Genomic DNA, 16,417 nt, shown 5'->3' on the forward strand with positions numbered 1-16,417 from the left:
GGTGTCGACACCTCCGTGGCGATCGCGCAGCTCGACGCGAACAACGTCGAGAAGGCGCAGATCGACGACCGGGAGCAACAGCTGCGTCTGTGGTTGAAGAGCGGCAACGACGCCACCGGCGGTGAGACCCAAATTCTCACGAAGTATCCCGATGCGGCGTCCGAGCAGATCTTCACCGAGGTCTCCGACAAAGGCTTGGAGAGCTACAACACCACGGTCACGCAGGAGAGCTGGCTCACGTCCATCCTGCTGTTCGTTCTGCCGATGGTGATCCTCCTGGGCATCTTCTTCTTCGTGATGAGCCGGATGCAGGGCGGCGGTCGCGGTGGCGTCATGGGCTTCGGCAAGTCGAAGGCCAAGCAGCTCAACAAAGACATGCCGAAGACCACCTTCTCCGATGTCGCCGGTGCGGATGAGGCTGTGGAAGAGCTGTACGAGATCAAGGACTTCCTGCAGAATCCGGCGCGTTACCAGGCGCTGGGCGCGAAGATTCCGCGCGGTGTGCTGCTGTACGGCCCTCCCGGTACGGGTAAGACGTTGCTCGCCCGCGCGGTGGCCGGCGAGGCCGGCGTCCCCTTCTTCACCATCTCCGGTTCCGACTTCGTCGAGATGTTCGTCGGTGTGGGCGCCTCCCGCGTGCGCGACATGTTCGATCAGGCCAAGCAGAACAGCCCTTGCATCATCTTCGTCGACGAGATCGACGCGGTCGGACGCCAGCGCGGCGCCGGACTGGGCGGCGGTCACGACGAACGCGAGCAGACCCTCAACCAGTTGCTGGTCGAGATGGACGGTTTCGGTGACCGCACCGGCGTCATCCTGATCGCGGCCACCAACCGGCCCGACATCCTCGATCCCGCGCTGCTGCGGCCGGGTCGATTCGATCGCCAGATCCCCGTCGGCGCACCCGACCTGGCGGGACGGCGCGCCATCCTCAAGGTGCACTCGCAGGGCAAGCCGATCGACCAGAATGCCGATCTCGAGGGACTGGCCAAGCGCACGGTCGGGATGTCCGGTGCCGATCTGGCCAACGTCATCAACGAGGCCGCACTGCTCACCGCTCGCGAGAACGGCACGGTCATCACCGAGGCCGCGCTCGAGGAATCGGTGGACCGCGTGGTCGGCGGGCCGCGTCGCAAGAGCCGCATCATCAGCGAACACGAGAAGAAGATCACCGCTTATCACGAGGGTGGTCACACTCTCGCAGCTTGGGCGATGCCCGACATCGAACCGGTCTACAAGGTCACGATCCTTGCCCGCGGCCGCACCGGCGGTCACGCGATGACGGTGCCCGAGGACGACAAGGGCCTGATGACGCGGTCCGAGATGATTGCGCGACTGGTCATGGCGATGGGTGGCCGTGCGGCCGAGGAGCTCGTGTTCCACGAGCCGACCACCGGTGCTTCCTCCGACATCGACATGGCCACCAAGATCGCCAGGTCGATGGTCACGGAGTACGGCATGAGCGCCAAGCTGGGTGCCGTCCGGTACGGACAGGAGGGCGGCGACCCGTTCCTCGGCCGTTCGATGGGGGTGCAGTCCGACTACTCCCATGAGGTGGCGCGTGAGATCGACGAAGAGGTCCGCAACCTCATCGAGGCAGCTCACACCGAGGCATGGTCCATTCTCGACGAATACCGGGACGTGCTCGATACCCTGGCCACAGAGCTCCTCGAGCGGGAGACCCTCACCCGCAAGGATCTCGAGAAGATCTTCCACAGTGTGGAGAAGCGTCCGCGGATCACTGCGTTCAACGACTTCGGTCACCGGACACCGTCCGACAAGCCGCCTGTGAAGACTCCTCGCGAACTGGCCTTGGAGCGCGGCGAGCCGTGGCCCCCGCAGCAACCGGAACCGATATTCGCGAAGGCCGAAGCGCAGCCTCAGCCGCAGTATCTGCAGCCTTCCGCACCAGCTCATGGTTACCCGCCGGCTGTGCCGCAGCAGGGCGCAGCGCCGCAGCGCCCCGACTACGGCGCTCCGGCCGGCTGGTCGGCTCCGGGCTGGCCGCCGCGAGACGCCGGCAATCAGGGCGGTGAGTACCAGGGCGGTCAGTACCAGGGTGGTCAGTACTCGGGAGGTCAGGGACCGGCCACCCAATGGAACCCACCGCACCAGCAGCCTCCTGTCGAGGATGGTGAGGGTCACACGAAGGCATGGAAGGGGCCGGACGGATCGAATTGATCCGCCCGCCACTAGGCTGTTGCTCCGGGGCGCGCGGTCCCGGTAATTGGAGGAGTTTCGGTTGTCGGTGAATCATCTCGATAGTGAGCCCGTGGCACTCGACACAGGTCGGACCTTCGATCAGCCCCGTGCCGAGGCTGCTGTGCGCGAACTGCTGATCGCGATCGGTGAAGACCCGGACCGCCCAGGGCTGATCGACACCCCGGCCCGGGTGGCACGGTCGTATCGTGAGGTCTTCGCCGGGCTCTACACCAACCCCGACTCCGTCCTGAACACGACGTTCGACGAGGGGCATCAGGAACTGGTGCTGGTTCGGGACATTCCGCTCTACTCCACCTGTGAACACCACCTCGTGTCGTTTCACGGCGTCGCGCACGTCGGGTACATTCCCGGGTCCACCGGCAAGGTGACGGGGCTGTCGAAGCTGGCCCGCGTGGTGGATCTCTACGCCAAGCGCCCTCAGGTTCAGGAGCGTCTCACCAGCCAGATCGCGGATGCCATCATGCGCAAACTCGATCCGCGTGGGGCCATCGTCGTAATCGAGGCCGAGCACCTGTGCATGGCGATGCGTGGAATACGCAAGCCGGGAGCAAGCACTACCACTTCGGCCGTGCGAGGTCTGCTCCAGTCCAGTGCGGCCTCGCGTTCCGAGGCTCTGGATCTCATACTGCGGAAGTGACTGTGGCCGGGTTGCCTGCGCCGGGGCGCACCGTGGTGATGGGGGTCCTCAATGTGACCGCAGATTCCTTCTCCGACGGCGGCCGCTTCCTCGACCGTGACGCGGCGCTTCGGCGCGGGCTCGAACTGAAGGCGCTGGGAGTCGACATCGTCGACGTCGGCGGTGAGTCGACCCGGCCCGGTGCTGCACGGGTGGACCCAGAGGTTGAGGCGGGCCGCGTGGGCCCGGTGATCGCGGATCTGGTGGCCGAAGGCATCTGCGTCAGCGTCGACACCATGCGTGCGTCCGTCGCGAAGGTGGCGATCGAGGCGGGGGCTTCGATCATCAACGATGTGGCCGGTGGCCGCGCGGACCCGGAGATGGCGTCGGTGGTGGCAGACGCGGGTGTCCCGTGGATCCTCATGCACTGGCGTTCGGCAGGCGACTACGTTCACCGAGGTACCGCGAACCACTATGAAGACGTGGTCCGGGAGGTGCAGGACGAGCTGATGGCGCAGGTCGACCTGGCTGTGGCGGCAGGTGTCGACCCGGGTGTACTGGTACTCGATCCCGGGCTGGGCTTCGCCAAGACGGCCGAACACAACTGGGCCCTGCTTGCGGCTCTCCCGGAATTCAACGAGCTGGGCTTCCCGGTGCTGATCGGCGCGTCGCGCAAGAGATTCCTCGGAAGTCTGCTGGCTGATGCCGACGGGGTGAGCAGGCCGCCGGCCGGACGTGAGATCGCGACCGCGGTCGTCTCCGCTTTGTCGGCCGGCAACGGGGCGTGGGGGGTGCGCGTGCACGATGTGCAGGCTTCGCTCGACGCGATCGCTGTCGCCGACGCCTGGGCCAGGGGTGGAACCAGATGAGTGATCGAATCAAGTTGCGCGGCTTGAAGGTACGCGGAAATCACGGCGTCTTCGAGCACGAGAAACGCGACGGTCAGGATTTCTACGTCGACATCACCGTGTGGCTGGATCTCGCTACCGCTGCGGCGTCCGACAACCTCGCCGACACCCTCGACTACGGTGGGCTCGCCGAGCGTGCCGCAGCGATCGTCGCCGGTCCGTCGCGAGATCTCATCGAGACGGTAGCCGCCGAGATCGCGGACGGCGTGATGACCGATCCGCGTGTGGAACGCGCGGAAGTGGTGCTGCACAAGCCGTCCGCCCCGATTCCGCTGACCTTTGCCGACGTGGCGGTGGTCGCGCACAGGACGAGGCTCGGCGGATGAGTCGCGCGGTGTTGTCGATCGGGTCGAACGTCGGCGACAGCCTGGCACACCTCCAGTCCGTTCTCGACGGACTGCGAGAGCACGTTGTGGCGGTGTCGCCGGTGTATTCGACGGAGCCGTGGGGTGGTGTCGATCAGCAGGACTTCCTCAACGCCGTTCTCGTCGTCGATGATCCGGGACGGGACTGTCACGGCTGGCTCCGCACAGGTCAGGAACTCGAGGCCGCCGCGGATCGGGTACGTGCGGAACGGTGGGGACCGCGAACCCTGGACGTCGACGTGGTCACGTGCGACGGCACCCGCAGGAACGATCCCGAGTTGACGTTGCCTCACCCGAGGGCACACGAACGCGCGTTCGTTCTCATCCCCTGGCTCGACGTGGAACCCGACGCCGTGCTGCCCGTCGCAGGGGACACGAAGCGGGTCGAGGATCTGCTCCTGCAGTTGGACGAGACCGAACGCTCCGGCGTGCACCGGACAGACCTCACCCTCAACCGGCGGTCTCGATGAAACCGACCGGCACGATGAAACCCACCCGGATATGGGATCTGGTATTTCTCGCTGCTCTCGCGGTCGCCGCCACCTGGATTCTGATCCGCGTGTTCTACGGATCGTTCCCGCCGATCCCCGTCTACGCCGGGGCGTCGCTCTATCCGGTCGCGGCGATCGAAGTGGTTCTCGCCTTCATGGTTCGCGCGCGAATCCGCGACCACCGGATAGGTGACGGTCCGAGTCAGTTGCATCCGATCACGGCGGCGCGAGTCGTTGCCCTTGCCAAGGCTTCGGCCCTCGTCGGTGCGGCCACGGCGGGAGTGTGGGGCGGATTCCTGCTGTATCTCATTCCGCAGCAATCCGTTCTCCGTGCCGCGGCGTCGGACAGTCCCGGCGCGTGGGTGGGACTCCTCGCGGCGCTGGCACTCGTGGGTGCGGCCCTGTGGCTCGAGCACTGTTGCCGCACCCCGGACGACCCCTCCGACGAGCCCGCGCACTGACGCAGAGCGTGGCCGCCGTCCCGGTATGAGCGGTCCGGACGGTCCGGACAAGTACCCTGGCATCATGACGAATCCTGGTCGCCGCAAGCCTGCGCGCCGTAAGAGGCGCAGCGCGAGCCAGATGATCGTTGCGGGATTGGTCGCTCTCGCGGTGCTGGCGTCGTTGTTCCTGATTTTCAGTGAGAGTGTGCAGCTCCTCAGGGTCGGTTTGGTGGTTGCGCTGTGGGCGGCAACGCTCGGCGCGATCGCCATGACCAAGTACCGGCGTGAATCCGCACTCGACAAGGCCAAGATCAACGACCTGCAAACTGTCTACGAGCTGCAATTGGAACGGGAGATCACCGCCCGGCGGGAGTACGAACTCACCGTCGAGAAGCGGGTGCGGAGCGAAGTGCGCGCGGATGCGGAGGAACTTGCCGCGCTGCGAGCCGAGCTGTCGTCGCTGCGCAAGAATCTGGAAGCGCTGTTCGAGGGTGCCATGCCCACCGAGCGGATAGCTCTGCGCGCAGACTCCACCCGGGTACAGGAACTGGCCGGCGGTTCGTACGACAGTTATCAGCCGGCGCCCTCGGGCCTGTACATCCCCGGCGCGGGGTATTCCAATGCGGGACAGCAGAACGACATGCCGCGGTCGCCGCAGTTCGCGGACAACGAGCCGGTCACGGCGGAAACCTCGATCGTGGAACCGCACCCCGACGGCCATGGACGCGAACCCGACATCGAGGTCGAGCCGGAGCCGGCTCCCGAGCCCGAAACCGAAACCGAAACCGAAACCGAAACCGAAACCACGCCCGAGCCCGAGGCCGGTGCGGAACCGGAGGACGGTACCGAGCCGCGAGGCCGCCGACGCAGGGCTACGGAAGACGACGAGCCCTCCGGGGCCCACTCGAACGGATTGTCCGTGGCCGAGATCATGGCCAACATGCAGTCCGGATCAGTATCGCCTGCTCAGGGAACCGGGCGCAGGCGCCGTCGCGCCGAGTAGGTTGACGCCGGCACCCTGTCGGTGAGGGATATGTCACTGCGCCTGCTCATGGCGGCGTGAACCGGCACGGGGCTATCCTCACTCGAGAACGTCTGGTACCCGCCGAGCGGGACTGGAACGAACGAGAGGACGAAGGTGACCTCTTTCGGGATCACTAATGGCCCTGCGCCTGCGCGCTTGACGGTGGGAATCGTCTCCGCCGGCCGGGTCGGTACAGCAATCGGGGCCGCGTTGGAGCGGGCTGGTCATGTGGTTGTCGCATGTTCCGCGGTGTCCGATGTGTCGCGGCACCGCGCACGCACCAGGCTCCCCGACAGCGAGGTGCTCCCGGTGGCCGACGTCGCGGCACGGACCGAACTACTCGTTCTCGCCGTCCCCGACTCCGAACTCGAATCGCTGGTGGCGGGCCTCGCCTCGACTCGGGCGGTGCCGAGCCACACGATCGTCGCGCATACCTCCGGGGCCAACGGCGTCGGGATCCTCCGTCCGCTCACCGAGCAGGGCATCATTCCGCTGGCGATTCATCCGGCGATGACCTTCACGGGCCACGACGAGGACACGGCCCGCCTGGCCTCTGCCTGCTTCGGTATCACCGCGGCCGATGACATCGGTTACGCGGTTGCACAGGCACTGGTTCTCGAGATCGGCGGCGAGCCGGTTCGGGTCCCGGAAGACATGCGTTCGCTCTACCACGCGGCCCTCGCTCACGGCAGCAACCATCTGGTGACGCTGGTCGTCGATGCGGTCGCGGCCCTGCGGGTGGCACTGGAAGGTCAGGAATTGCTGGGGCAGGAACTCGTCGGCGACGAACCGAACGGGCTCGCCGAGCGGGTGCTCGGTCCGCTGCTCACCGCGGCTCTCGACAATGCGCTGCGTCGCGGCCCTGCCGCGCTGACCGGTCCGGTGGCGCGCGGAGACGTCGATGCCGTCGCCACCCATCTGCGGGTGCTGGAGGACGTCGATCCACGCATTGCCGCCGGGTATCGTGCGCTGTCGCTCAGAACGGCTCAGCGCGTCGGCGCGAAACCTGAACTACTGGACATTCTCGAGGACCGGAGGTGACGTCCGTGAGCGTTGTGGAAGGCGGATACAAGTGCGGTGAGCTCACCGTGCATCACGACCCGAAGGTACTGACCCGGGTCTCGAGGGCGTTGCGGGGTGTCGGCCGCCAGGTGGCGCTGGTGCCCACCATGGGCGCGCTGCACTCGGGCCACTTGGAACTGGTTCGTCAGGCCAAGCTCTCGGGCGCTGTGGTGATCGTGTCGATCTTCGTGAACCCGCTGCAGTTCGGCGCGAACGAGGATCTGGACGCCTACCCGCGCACACTCGACGCCGATCTGGCGTTGCTGCGTGAAGCCGGCGTCGAACTGGCCTTCGTCCCCACGGTGTCGACCATGTACCCGGTCGGGCAGCGGACCGTGATTCATCCGGGCCCGCTCGGCGCCGAACTCGAGGGCGGTTCCCGGCCGACGCACTTCGCGGGCATGCTGACCGTGGTGGCCAAGCTGCTGCAGATCGCCGCGCCGAACGCGGCGTACTTCGGCGAGAAGGACTACCAGCAGTTGACGCTGATCCGGCAGATGGTGGCCGATCTGGACTTCGACGTGCGGATCATCGGGGTGCCGACGGTGCGCGAACACGACGGTCTCGCTCTTTCCTCACGCAACCGCTACCTCGACGAGGAGCAGCGGGCGGCTGCGACGGCCTTGTCCGCGGCGCTCATCGCCGGTGCCCACGCCGCGGCTGGGGGAGCCGAGACGATTCTCGCCACCGCGCGCGAGGTGCTCGACGCGGTTCCGGCGATCGACGTCGACTACCTCGAGGTCCGCGGTGTGGACCTCGGTCCCGCTCCGGAGCGGGGTGACGGTCGTCTGCTGGTGGCCGCCCGCGTCGGCACCACCCGGCTGATCGACAACGTCGGTGTCGCGATCGGAACCGGCTTCCTCGAACGAGACGCCGAATCGGCGACCGCTTCGGCATCCTCCGGCAGTTCCATTTCCCGCTAACGACCTCGAGCTTCTTTCGTCTGGAAGAGTAAGGACCGGAATATGTTTCGCACCATGATGAAATCGAAGATCCATCGCGCCACCGTGACGCACGCAGACCTGCACTATGTGGGATCGGTGACGGTGGACCAGGATCTGATGGACGCCGCGGACCTCCTCGAGGGAGAGCAGGTGTGCATCGTCGATATCGACAACGGTGCGCGACTCGAAACCTACGTCATCGCCGGTGCCCGTGGCAGCGGAGTCATCGGAATCAACGGTGCCGCCGCGCATCTGGTCAATCCGGGCGACCTCGTCATCCTCATCGCGTACGGCATGATGAACGAACAGGAAGTGCGCGAGTACCAGCCCCGCGTCGTGTTCGTGGACGCGGACAACAAGCCGGTCGAGCTCGGCGCGGACCCGGCACACGCACCCGAGGGTTCCGGCCTGATCACTCCCCGGATGCTGGGAGCGCTGGACGTCGAGCGCGAATCCAGTCTGGTGTAAACGTGCTCCTCACCGTCGACGTCCGGAACACGAACATCGTTCTCGGACTGTTCACCGGATCCGGTGAACATTCGAAGTTGGTGCAGGACTGGCGGATGCGCACCGACCCTCGAATGACTGCCGACGAGTTGGCGCTCATCTTCCGGGGGCTCCTGGGAGCCCATGCCGACCAGGTCACCGGTGTGTCCGCCCTCTCGACGGTGCCCTCGGTTCTACGGGAGATCCGCGTGATGCTCACCCGGTACTGGGGGCATGTCCCGCATGTCCTGGTGGAACCCGGAGTGCGAACGGGCGTACCGCTGCTGGTGGACAACCCGAAAGAAGTGGGCGCCGACCGGATCGTCAACAGTCTTGCGGCGCATCATCTCTACGACGCACCCTGCATCGTCGTCGACTTCGGCACCTCCACGTGCGTGGATGTGGTGTCCGCCAAGGGCGAGTTTCTCGGGGGTTCCATAGCGCCGGGCCTCGAAATCTCCTCGGACGCACTCGCGTCGCAGTCGGCGGCGCTTCGCAAGGTCGAGTTGGTGCGTCCACGTTCGGTGGTGGGTAAGAATACGGTCGAGTGCATGCAGTCGGGTGCGGTGTTCGGTTTCGCCGGTCTCGTGGACGGGTTGGTACGGCGCGTCCGCAGAGAACTGCCCGGGTTCGCGGGATCCGACGTCGTAGTGATCGCGACGGGGGACCGCGCGTCCCTCATCATGCCCGAGACGGAGACCGTCGACGAGCACGAACCGGACCTCACGCTGGAAGGTTTGCGTTTGGTGTACGAGCGGAACCTGGCCCGCAGGGCACCGGGCCGCAGGAATCCGATCCAGTAACCGCTTCCCCCTCGGTGGAAGTTGTGTCACAATTGTCGGCGTGAATCGCTGCACGAGTGCTCAGGAGTGTTGTCGAGGCTGAACGCTGCCTTGACCAATTCACATACCTGGAGTCTCTCCCGTGCTTGCCACCTATTCTTCCTCTGTCTCTGTACCCACTCGTCTTCGGCCGGCTGACCTGCTGCGCATTACCGATCAGGGTGCATCCGATGTTCTCGACGGTCGCCACGACGCCCTTCTGCCGCAGAGTTTCCCCGTCGGCGAGCGCTGGTCCACGCGCCTGCACATGGACGACGATGTCGATGTCTGGCTCATCAGCTGGGTTCCCGACCGGAACACCGAATTGCACGACCACGCAGGTTCTTTCGGTGCGCTCACCGTTCTGAGCGGCACGTTGTCCGAGTTCCGTTGGGCGGGTCACGAACTGCGCCACCGGACCTTGGTCGCGGGTGATCAGGCGTCGTTCCCGCTGGGATGGGTTCACGACGTCGTGCGGGCCCCGGATGATCCCGGGGAGCCGACGCCGACGCCGACGCTCAGCGTGCACGCCTACTCGCCGCCGTTGACGGCGATGTCGTACTACGAGGTGACCGGGCACGGCAGCTTGCGCCGCACCCGCACCGAACTCACCGACCTCGAGGACGGTGCGAAATGACCATCGACCAGATGCTCGAAGAGGCTCGTTCGCAGATCGACCGCATGTATGCGTTCGAACTGCCCGACGCGGTGGCACGCGGTGCGATCGTCGTGGACATCCGACCGCAGGCGCAGCGGGCCATGGAGGGAACGCTTCCCGGTGCGCTCGCCATCGAACGGAACGTCCTCGAATGGCGGTGCGATCCGACCAGCTCGGCGCACCTGGCGCTGGCGGTCGATCACGCCGTCGAGTGGGTCATAATCTGCTCGGAGGGTTACACCTCGAGCCTGGCCGCGGCGTCGTTGCAGCAACTCGGTCTGCACAGGGCGACGGATCTCGTCGGCGGGTACCAGGCGCTCAAAGCTGCCGGACTGCTGGGGTAGATCATCGGCGCGAAGCACTGCACGCGGGAGTTGGCCAGCGTTTCGGCGCACTGACAGGTCGGGCCGACTGCAGTTCCGGGTGCGCCGGTGGCACTGCCGGGCGGCGGGATGAGGGCGTCGTCGGCTGTCGATTAGGCTGGTGACCCGTGAGTGAAGTAGCAGCGCAGTCAGTCGACGACACCCCCGAGCAGGTTCGCATCCGTCAGGAGAAGCGTGAGCGCATTCTCGCGGAGGGACGCGATGCCTACCCCGTATCGGTGGCGCGTACTCACTCGCTGTCCGAGGTCCGGGCGAAGTACCCCGATCTCGAGCCCGACACCGCCACCGGCGATCTTGTGGGCGTTGTCGGTCGTGTCATCTTCATGCGCAATACCGGGAAACTCTGCTTCGCCACGTTGCAGGAAGGCGACGGTACCCAACTCCAAGCGATGATCAGCCTCGCCGGTGTGGGGGAGGACGCGCTCGCTTCGTGGAAGTCCGACGTGGACCTCGGTGACTTCGTGTTCGTGCACGGTGAGGTGATCAGCTCCCGCCGCGGTGAGCTCAGCGTGATGGGCGATTCGTGGCAGATCGCGTCGAAGTCGCTGCGGCCTCTGCCGGTCGCGCACAAGGAGATGAGTGAGGAATCACGAGTCCGCCAGCGTTATGCAGACCTCATCGTCCGTCCGGAGGCGCGGGAGAATGCCCGCAAGCGCGTGGCGGTGGTGCGCGCACTCCGGAACGCGCTCGAGCGTCGCGGATTCCTCGAGGTCGAGACACCGATGCTGCAGACCGTGGCCGGTGGCGCCGCAGCCCGGCCGTTCGTCACACATTCCAATGCGCTCGATATCGACCTCTATTTACGTATCGCACCCGAGTTGTTCCTCAAGCGATGCGTGGTCGGTGGGATCGAGAAGGTTTTCGAGATCAACCGGAACTTCCGCAACGAAGGCGTCGATTCCACCCACTCGCCGGAGTTCGCCATGCTCGAAACGTACGAGGCGTATGGCACGTACGACGATTCCGCGGTCATGATTCGCGAACTCGTGCAGGAGGTGGCCGAGGTCGCGTTCGGTTCGCAGGTGGTCACGCTGGCGGACGGCACCGAATTCGACTTGAGCGGTGAGTGGAAGACGCTCGAGATGTACCCGTCGTTGTCGGAAGCGATCGGCGTCGAGATCACCCCGGACACCACGGTCGGCGAATTGCTTGCCCTGGCGCAGAAGGTGGGCCTCGAAGTCCCGGCAGGCAAGGGTTGGGGCCACGGCAAACTCGTCGAGGAACTGTGGGAGCACCAGTGCGGCGACCAACTGTACGGACCCGTGTTCGTCCGCGATTACCCTGTCGAGACTTCTCCCTTGACTCGGAACCACCGGAGCAAGGCCGGAGTCACCGAGAAGTGGGATCTCTACGTTCGGGGTATCGAGTTGGCCACCGGCTATTCCGAGTTGGTCGATCCCGTCATTCAGCGTGAGCGTTTCGTGGATCAGGCACGGCTGGCGTCTGCCGGTGACGACGAGGCCATGATGCTCGACGAGGAATTCCTCGCGGCAATGGAGCAGGGAATGCCGCCGACCACCGGAACCGGGATGGGAATCGACCGACTCCTGATGGCATTGACGGGACTCGGAATCCGCGAAACAATCCTCTTTCCCATTGTTCGCCCTTCGGCCAGGTGATTCTGTTCGCCCTTCCGCTCGGTGATCGAACTACGCCAATTGGCATTGTTCACTCCTTTCATTTACCGGGTATTCCGACGTGGCTGAACAGGGGTATGGTTGCCTCCGGGTAGTAGCTCACGTTGACGATGACACGTCGCTTCATTCGAGAGGAATTTCATCCCATGGCTAAGAAGGTCACTGTCACTTTGATCGATGACGTCGATCAGGAGGCATCCGCCGATGAAACCGTCGAGTTCGGTCTCGACGGCGTTCAGTATGAGATCGACCTTTCCTCCGAGAATGCTGCGAAATTGCGCGAACAACTCGATGTGTGGGTTTCTCACGCCCGCAAGGTGAGCTCGCGCAAACGTGGCAAGGGTGTTGCTTCCCAGCCCCCGTCTGCGAAGTCGCGTGTTTCCGTGGATCGTGAGCAGAGCGCCGCCATCCGTGAATGGGCGCGCAAGAACAACAAAAAGGTTTCTGCGCGTGGCCGTATCTCCGCCGAGATTATCGAGGCATACAACAAGGCAAACTAAGAATCAGCTGAGAACAGAATTTTCTGAATCGCTTGACAGAAGCCACCGGCGCTTCCACGGTCCCTGCCGATCCGATATTCGGTAACTCAGGGGGAAGCGCGCGTCGAGGCAGGGCGGTTCTCGGAATTCTGTTCTTGGTGTTCGTGCCGTGGACGAGATCGGGTACGGCGTCGCCTCGCCTCGCGTACCCGGTACCCGGCTCCCGGTTCCTTCCTCGCGAACGGTGGTTACTGCGGTGACTACTTCGCGCCTCTCTCGGGACAGCCGCGATCTCGGCCTCGGTGTCCACGGTCACCAGGACTGTCCACCGTCCGGACCCACCAGGTCGGCACCCTTGCCGTCGTACGTTCGACGATCCGACCCGAGGTAGAGCCGCGCGCCGACCGGCGAGCAGCCACCAGCGTTCGGGCGGGAACGACCGGACGGTCTTCCCTGTTCGCTCCCGGCGTACAGGGAAAGGGAAACGATTGCCGGAGTTGGGGCGTTAAATACGAATAAGCAGGCCTGCCCTCACATCCAAAGGGGTGGAGGGGCAGCAGGTCGATCGGCAGCCAACTACAGTATTAGGTGGGGTCGTGGAACGTTCGTCGGTTCGGAGCCCAGGCCCCGGAGCAGACGGGGGCGATCTGCTTGTAGTGCCGGAGCGAAACGCGGCGAACAGGGACGAGACACCCGGTCTCGTGACTGCCCGCCGGAAAGTGTGAGGGAGAGCGATGTTCGAGAGGTTCACCGATCGCGCACGGCGCGTTGTTGTCCTGGCTCAAGAAGAAGCCAGGATGCTCAACCACAACTACATCGGTACGGAGCACATCCTGCTCGGCCTCATTCATGAGGGCGAAGGTGTTGCTGCCAAGTCGCTGGAGTCGTTGGGCATCTCCCTCGAAGGAGTGCGCAGCCAGGTCGAGGAGATCATCGGCCAGGGCCAGCAGGCCCCGTCCGGCCACATCCCCTTCACCCCGCGTGCCAAGAAAGTCCTGGAGCTCAGCCTGCGCGAGGCCCTGCAGCTCGGACACAACTACATCGGTACGGAGCACATCCTGCTCGGTCTCATCCGCGAGGGTGAAGGCGTCGCCGCGCAGGTGCTCGTCAAGCTCGGTGCCGATCTCAACCGCGTGCGTCAGCAGGTCATCCAGCTGCTGTCCGGTTACCAGGGCAAGGAGCCTGCCGAATCGGGCGGCACTCGTGGCGAGGCAGGCACACCGTCGACGTCGCTGGTGCTCGACCAGTTCGGTCGGAACCTCACCCAGGCAGCGCTCGAGGGCAAGCTCGATCCCGTCATCGGCCGCTCGAAGGAAATCGAGCGCGTCATGCAGGTGCTGTCGCGCCGTACCAAGAACAATCCCGTGCTGATCGGCGAGCCCGGTGTCGGTAAGACCGCTGTCGTGGAGGGTCTGGCGCAGGCCATCGTCAACGGCGAGGTCCCCGAGACGCTCAAGGACAAGCAGCTGTACACGCTCGACCTCGGGTCGCTCGTGGCCGGCAGCCGTTACCGCGGTGACTTCGAAGAGCGCCTGAAGAAGGTTCTCAAGGAGATCAACACCCGCGGCGACATCATCCTGTTCATCGACGAGCTGCACACTCTCGTGGGTGCCGGCGCGGCCGAGGGCGCTATCGACGCGGCCTCGATCCTCAAGCCGAAGCTCGCGCGTGGTGAGCTGCAGACCATCGGTGCCACCACCCTCGACGAGTACCGCAAGTACATCGAGAAGGACGCCGCACTCGAGCGCAGGTTCCAGCCGGTGCAGGTCGGCGAGCCCACGGTCGAGCACACCATCGAGATCCTCAAGGGTCTGCGCGACCGGTACGAGGCCCACCACCGCGTGTCCATAACGGACGGTGCCCTCGTTGCCGCGGCCACCCTGGCCGACCGCTACATCAACGACCGTTTCCTGCCCGACAAGGCGATCGACCTCATCGACGAGGCCGGTGCCCGGATGCGCATCCGCCGGATGACCGCACCGCCGGACCTCCGCGAGTTCGACGACAAGATCGCCGATGCCCGTCGTGAGAAGGAATCCGCGATCGACGCGCAGGACTTCGAGAAGGCTGCGAACCTGCGTGACAAGGAGAAGACCCTTGTCGCTCAGCGTGCCGAGCGGGAGAAGCAGTGGCGTTCCGGTGACCTGGATGTCATCGCCGAGGTCGACGACGAGCAGATCGCCGAGGTCCTGGGCAACTGGACCGGTATCCCCGTGTTCAAGCTCACCGAGGAGGAGACCACCCGTCTGCTCCGTATGGAGGAGGAACTGCACAAGCGGATCATCGGCCAGGAAGACGCGGTCAAGGCGGTGGCCAAGGCCATCCGTCGTACCCGTGCAGGCCTGAAGGATCCGAAGCGCCCATCCGGTTCGTTCATCTTCGCCGGCCCGTCCGGTGTCGGTAAGACCGAACTGGCCAAGTCCCTGGCGAACTTCCTGTTCGGCGATGACGACGCTCTCATCCAGATCGACATGGGAGAGTTCCACGACCGCTTCACTGCGTCGCGGCTGTTCGGTGCCCCTCCCGGGTACGTCGGTTACGAAGAGGGCGGTCAGCTCACCGAGAAGGTGCGCCGCAAGCCGTTCAGCGTTGTGCTGTTCGACGAGATCGAGAAGGCACACCAGGAGATCTACAACACCCTCCTGCAGGTGCTCGAAGATGGCCGTCTCACCGATGGTCAGGGCCGGACCGTGGACTTCAAGAACACGGTCCTCATCTTCACCTCGAACCTCGGTACCTCGGACATCTCCAAGGCTGTGGGTCTGGGCTTCACGTCCGGCAAGGGTGACGAGTCGAATTACGAGCGGATGAAGCTCAAGGTGAACGACGAGCTGAAGAAGCACTTCCGGCCCGAGTTCCTCAACCGCATCGACGACATCGTCGTATTCCATCAGCTCACCACCGACCAGATCGTTCAGATGGTGGACCTGATGCTTGCCCGGGTCAGCGTGGCGCTGAAGAACAAGGACATGACCATGGAGGTCAGCGACAAGGCCAAGTCGCTGTTGGCCAAGCGCGGGTTCGATCCGGTTCTGGGTGCGCGGCCGTTGCGTCGCACCATCCAGCGTGAGATCGAGGACCAGCTGTCGGAGAAGATCCTCTTCGGCGAGGTCGGCCCCGGTCAACTCGTGCACGTCGATGTCGAGAACTGGGACGGCGAAGGCGCCGGCGAGGACGCGAAGTTCACGTTCCGCGGCGAGGACAAGCCGGTCACGGTTCCGGACGAGGTCCCTGTCGACCTGGCGAAGTCCGGTGCGGGCGACGCCGAGTAACCAGGCGAATCGAACGAACGGGCCGCTGGTGGGATACCCCACCGGCGGCCCGTTCCTCATATTCGGGCCGGTTGCTCTGACCGGCCGGACCAGTCGGCGAGCCGTGCGCGCCGATCGCCCGCTGTCCCTGGTCGGCCGCCCCGCCTCACGCGCTCGGGGTGTGCTCCGGGGCGCTGCGGACGGCAGCCCGTTACGAGTAGGTTCGAAGAGGAACCCCAAACTCGTGAGAGAGGATGTGGCATGCCGACACGCACAGCACGTACCGCTTGGAACGGAACCCTCGAACAGGGAAGCGGTCAGGTGGAACTCACCAGTTCCGGAGTCGCGACATTCGACGTGTCGTTCCCCAAGCGGGCCGCTGACGATGCCGGAGGCACCACCAGTCCGGAAGAGTTGATCGCGGCCGCTCACTCGGCCTGCTACGCCATGCAGTTGTCCGCGCTCATCGCAGAGGCCGGCGGCACCCCACAGAGCCTCGAGGTCAAGGCGGATGTCTCCCTCGGACCGGACAATCCAGGGTTCAAAATCACCGGCATCACGATCACGGTGCGCGGCGAAGTGGGCGGACTCGACGCGGAGGGATTCGCGAAGGCGGCTCAGGCAGC

General features: G+C 65.1%; 17 protein-coding genes. All 17 read left to right on the forward strand.

Going from position 1 to position 16,417, the window contains the following annotated elements:
* On the forward strand, positions 1-2,181 hold a 2,181-nt coding region (ftsH, locus tag WAW17_RS25970), incomplete at its 5' end, for an ATP-dependent zinc metalloprotease FtsH (protein ID WP_422335746.1).
* Between the two features lie 61 nt (positions 2,182-2,242).
* Complete coding sequence (folE, locus tag WAW17_RS25975) at positions 2,243-2,860, forward strand: GTP cyclohydrolase I FolE (RefSeq protein ID WP_422335747.1); 618 nt, start codon at positions 2,243-2,245, stop codon at positions 2,858-2,860.
* Positions 2,857-3,708, forward strand: coding sequence for a dihydropteroate synthase (gene folP / locus WAW17_RS25980; protein ID WP_422335748.1), 852 nt, complete (start codon positions 2,857-2,859; stop codon positions 3,706-3,708). The genes folE and folP overlap by 4 nt, the downstream gene beginning before the upstream one ends.
* Entirely contained in the window at positions 3,705-4,073 is a 369-nt protein-coding gene (gene folB, locus WAW17_RS25985; protein WP_422335749.1) for a dihydroneopterin aldolase, read from the forward strand. The genes folP and folB overlap by 4 nt, the downstream gene beginning before the upstream one ends.
* Positions 4,070-4,582 carry a 2-amino-4-hydroxy-6-hydroxymethyldihydropteridine diphosphokinase gene (gene folK, locus WAW17_RS25990; protein WP_422335750.1) on the forward strand — a complete coding sequence of 171 codons (513 nt, stop codon included), beginning with the start codon at positions 4,070-4,072 and terminating at the stop codon, positions 4,580-4,582. The genes folB and folK overlap by 4 nt, the downstream gene beginning before the upstream one ends.
* 14 nt (positions 4,583-4,596) lie before the next feature.
* Positions 4,597-5,064 carry a DUF3180 domain-containing protein gene (locus tag WAW17_RS25995; RefSeq protein ID WP_422335761.1) on the forward strand — a complete coding sequence of 156 codons (468 nt, stop codon included), beginning with the start codon at positions 4,597-4,599 and terminating at the stop codon, positions 5,062-5,064.
* A 64-nt stretch (positions 5,065-5,128) separates the two neighbouring features.
* Positions 5,129-6,049: a DUF6779 domain-containing protein gene (locus WAW17_RS26000; RefSeq protein ID WP_422335751.1), complete on the forward strand. Its 921-nt coding sequence runs from the start codon at positions 5,129-5,131 to the stop codon at positions 6,047-6,049.
* A 135-nt stretch (positions 6,050-6,184) separates the two neighbouring features.
* On the forward strand, positions 6,185-7,111 hold the full coding sequence (locus tag WAW17_RS26005) for a Rossmann-like and DUF2520 domain-containing protein (protein WP_422335752.1): 927 nt from the start codon (positions 6,185-6,187) through the stop codon (positions 7,109-7,111).
* A gap of 5 nt (positions 7,112-7,116) precedes the next feature.
* Complete coding sequence (panC, locus tag WAW17_RS26010) at positions 7,117-8,055, forward strand: pantoate--beta-alanine ligase (RefSeq protein WP_422335753.1); 939 nt, start codon at positions 7,117-7,119, stop codon at positions 8,053-8,055.
* Between the two features lie 42 nt (positions 8,056-8,097).
* Positions 8,098-8,544 (forward strand): aspartate 1-decarboxylase, encoded by a 447-nt coding sequence (gene panD, locus WAW17_RS26015; protein WP_422335754.1) that lies wholly within the window; start codon positions 8,098-8,100, stop codon positions 8,542-8,544.
* A 2-nt stretch (positions 8,545-8,546) separates the two neighbouring features.
* Positions 8,547-9,365 (forward strand): type III pantothenate kinase, encoded by an 819-nt coding sequence (locus WAW17_RS26020; protein ID WP_422335755.1) that lies wholly within the window; start codon positions 8,547-8,549, stop codon positions 9,363-9,365.
* 97 nt (positions 9,366-9,462) lie between these two features.
* A complete protein-coding gene (locus WAW17_RS26025) occupies positions 9,463-10,020 on the forward strand; it encodes a cysteine dioxygenase (RefSeq protein WP_422335762.1) in 558 nt (185 codons plus the stop codon).
* A complete protein-coding gene (locus WAW17_RS26030; RefSeq protein ID WP_422335756.1) occupies positions 10,017-10,385 on the forward strand; it encodes a rhodanese-like domain-containing protein in 369 nt (122 codons plus the stop codon). The genes WAW17_RS26025 and WAW17_RS26030 overlap by 4 nt, the downstream gene beginning before the upstream one ends.
* Before the next feature lie 146 nt (positions 10,386-10,531).
* Entirely contained in the window at positions 10,532-12,043 is a 1,512-nt protein-coding gene (lysS, locus tag WAW17_RS26035; protein WP_422335757.1) for a lysine--tRNA ligase, read from the forward strand.
* A gap of 164 nt (positions 12,044-12,207) precedes the next feature.
* Entirely contained in the window at positions 12,208-12,561 is a 354-nt protein-coding gene (locus WAW17_RS26040; protein ID WP_422335758.1) for a histone-like nucleoid-structuring protein Lsr2, read from the forward strand.
* A 713-nt stretch (positions 12,562-13,274) separates the two neighbouring features.
* Positions 13,275-15,812 carry an ATP-dependent Clp protease ATP-binding subunit gene (locus WAW17_RS26045; protein ID WP_422335759.1) on the forward strand — a complete coding sequence of 846 codons (2,538 nt, stop codon included), beginning with the start codon at positions 13,275-13,277 and terminating at the stop codon, positions 15,810-15,812.
* Between the two features lie 240 nt (positions 15,813-16,052).
* Positions 16,053-16,417: OsmC family peroxiredoxin (locus WAW17_RS26050; RefSeq protein ID WP_422335760.1), on the forward strand; the 365-nt coding region annotated here is incomplete at its 3' end.

Source organism: Rhodococcus sp. (in: high G+C Gram-positive bacteria) (genome assembly GCF_049286785.1).
In the GTDB taxonomy this organism is placed as follows: domain Bacteria; phylum Actinomycetota; class Actinomycetes; order Mycobacteriales; family Mycobacteriaceae; genus Rhodococcus_F.

Coding starts and splice junctions, on each gene's coding strand:
- folB (WP_422335749.1), top strand. CDS start 3,705: ATGAGTGATCGAATCAAGTTGCGCGGCTTGAAGGTACGCGGAAATCAC.
- folK (WP_422335750.1), top strand. CDS start 4,070: ATGAGTCGCGCGGTGTTGTCGATCGGGTCGAACGTCGGCGACAGCCTG.
- WAW17_RS25995 (WP_422335761.1), top strand. CDS start 4,597: ATGAAACCCACCCGGATATGGGATCTGGTATTTCTCGCTGCTCTCGCG.
- WAW17_RS26000 (WP_422335751.1), top strand. CDS start 5,129: ATGACGAATCCTGGTCGCCGCAAGCCTGCGCGCCGTAAGAGGCGCAGC.
- panD (WP_422335754.1), top strand. CDS start 8,098: ATGTTTCGCACCATGATGAAATCGAAGATCCATCGCGCCACCGTGACG.
- WAW17_RS26030 (WP_422335756.1), top strand. CDS start 10,017: ATGACCATCGACCAGATGCTCGAAGAGGCTCGTTCGCAGATCGACCGC.
- WAW17_RS26040 (WP_422335758.1), top strand. CDS start 12,208: ATGGCTAAGAAGGTCACTGTCACTTTGATCGATGACGTCGATCAGGAG.
- WAW17_RS26045 (WP_422335759.1), top strand. CDS start 13,275: ATGTTCGAGAGGTTCACCGATCGCGCACGGCGCGTTGTTGTCCTGGCT.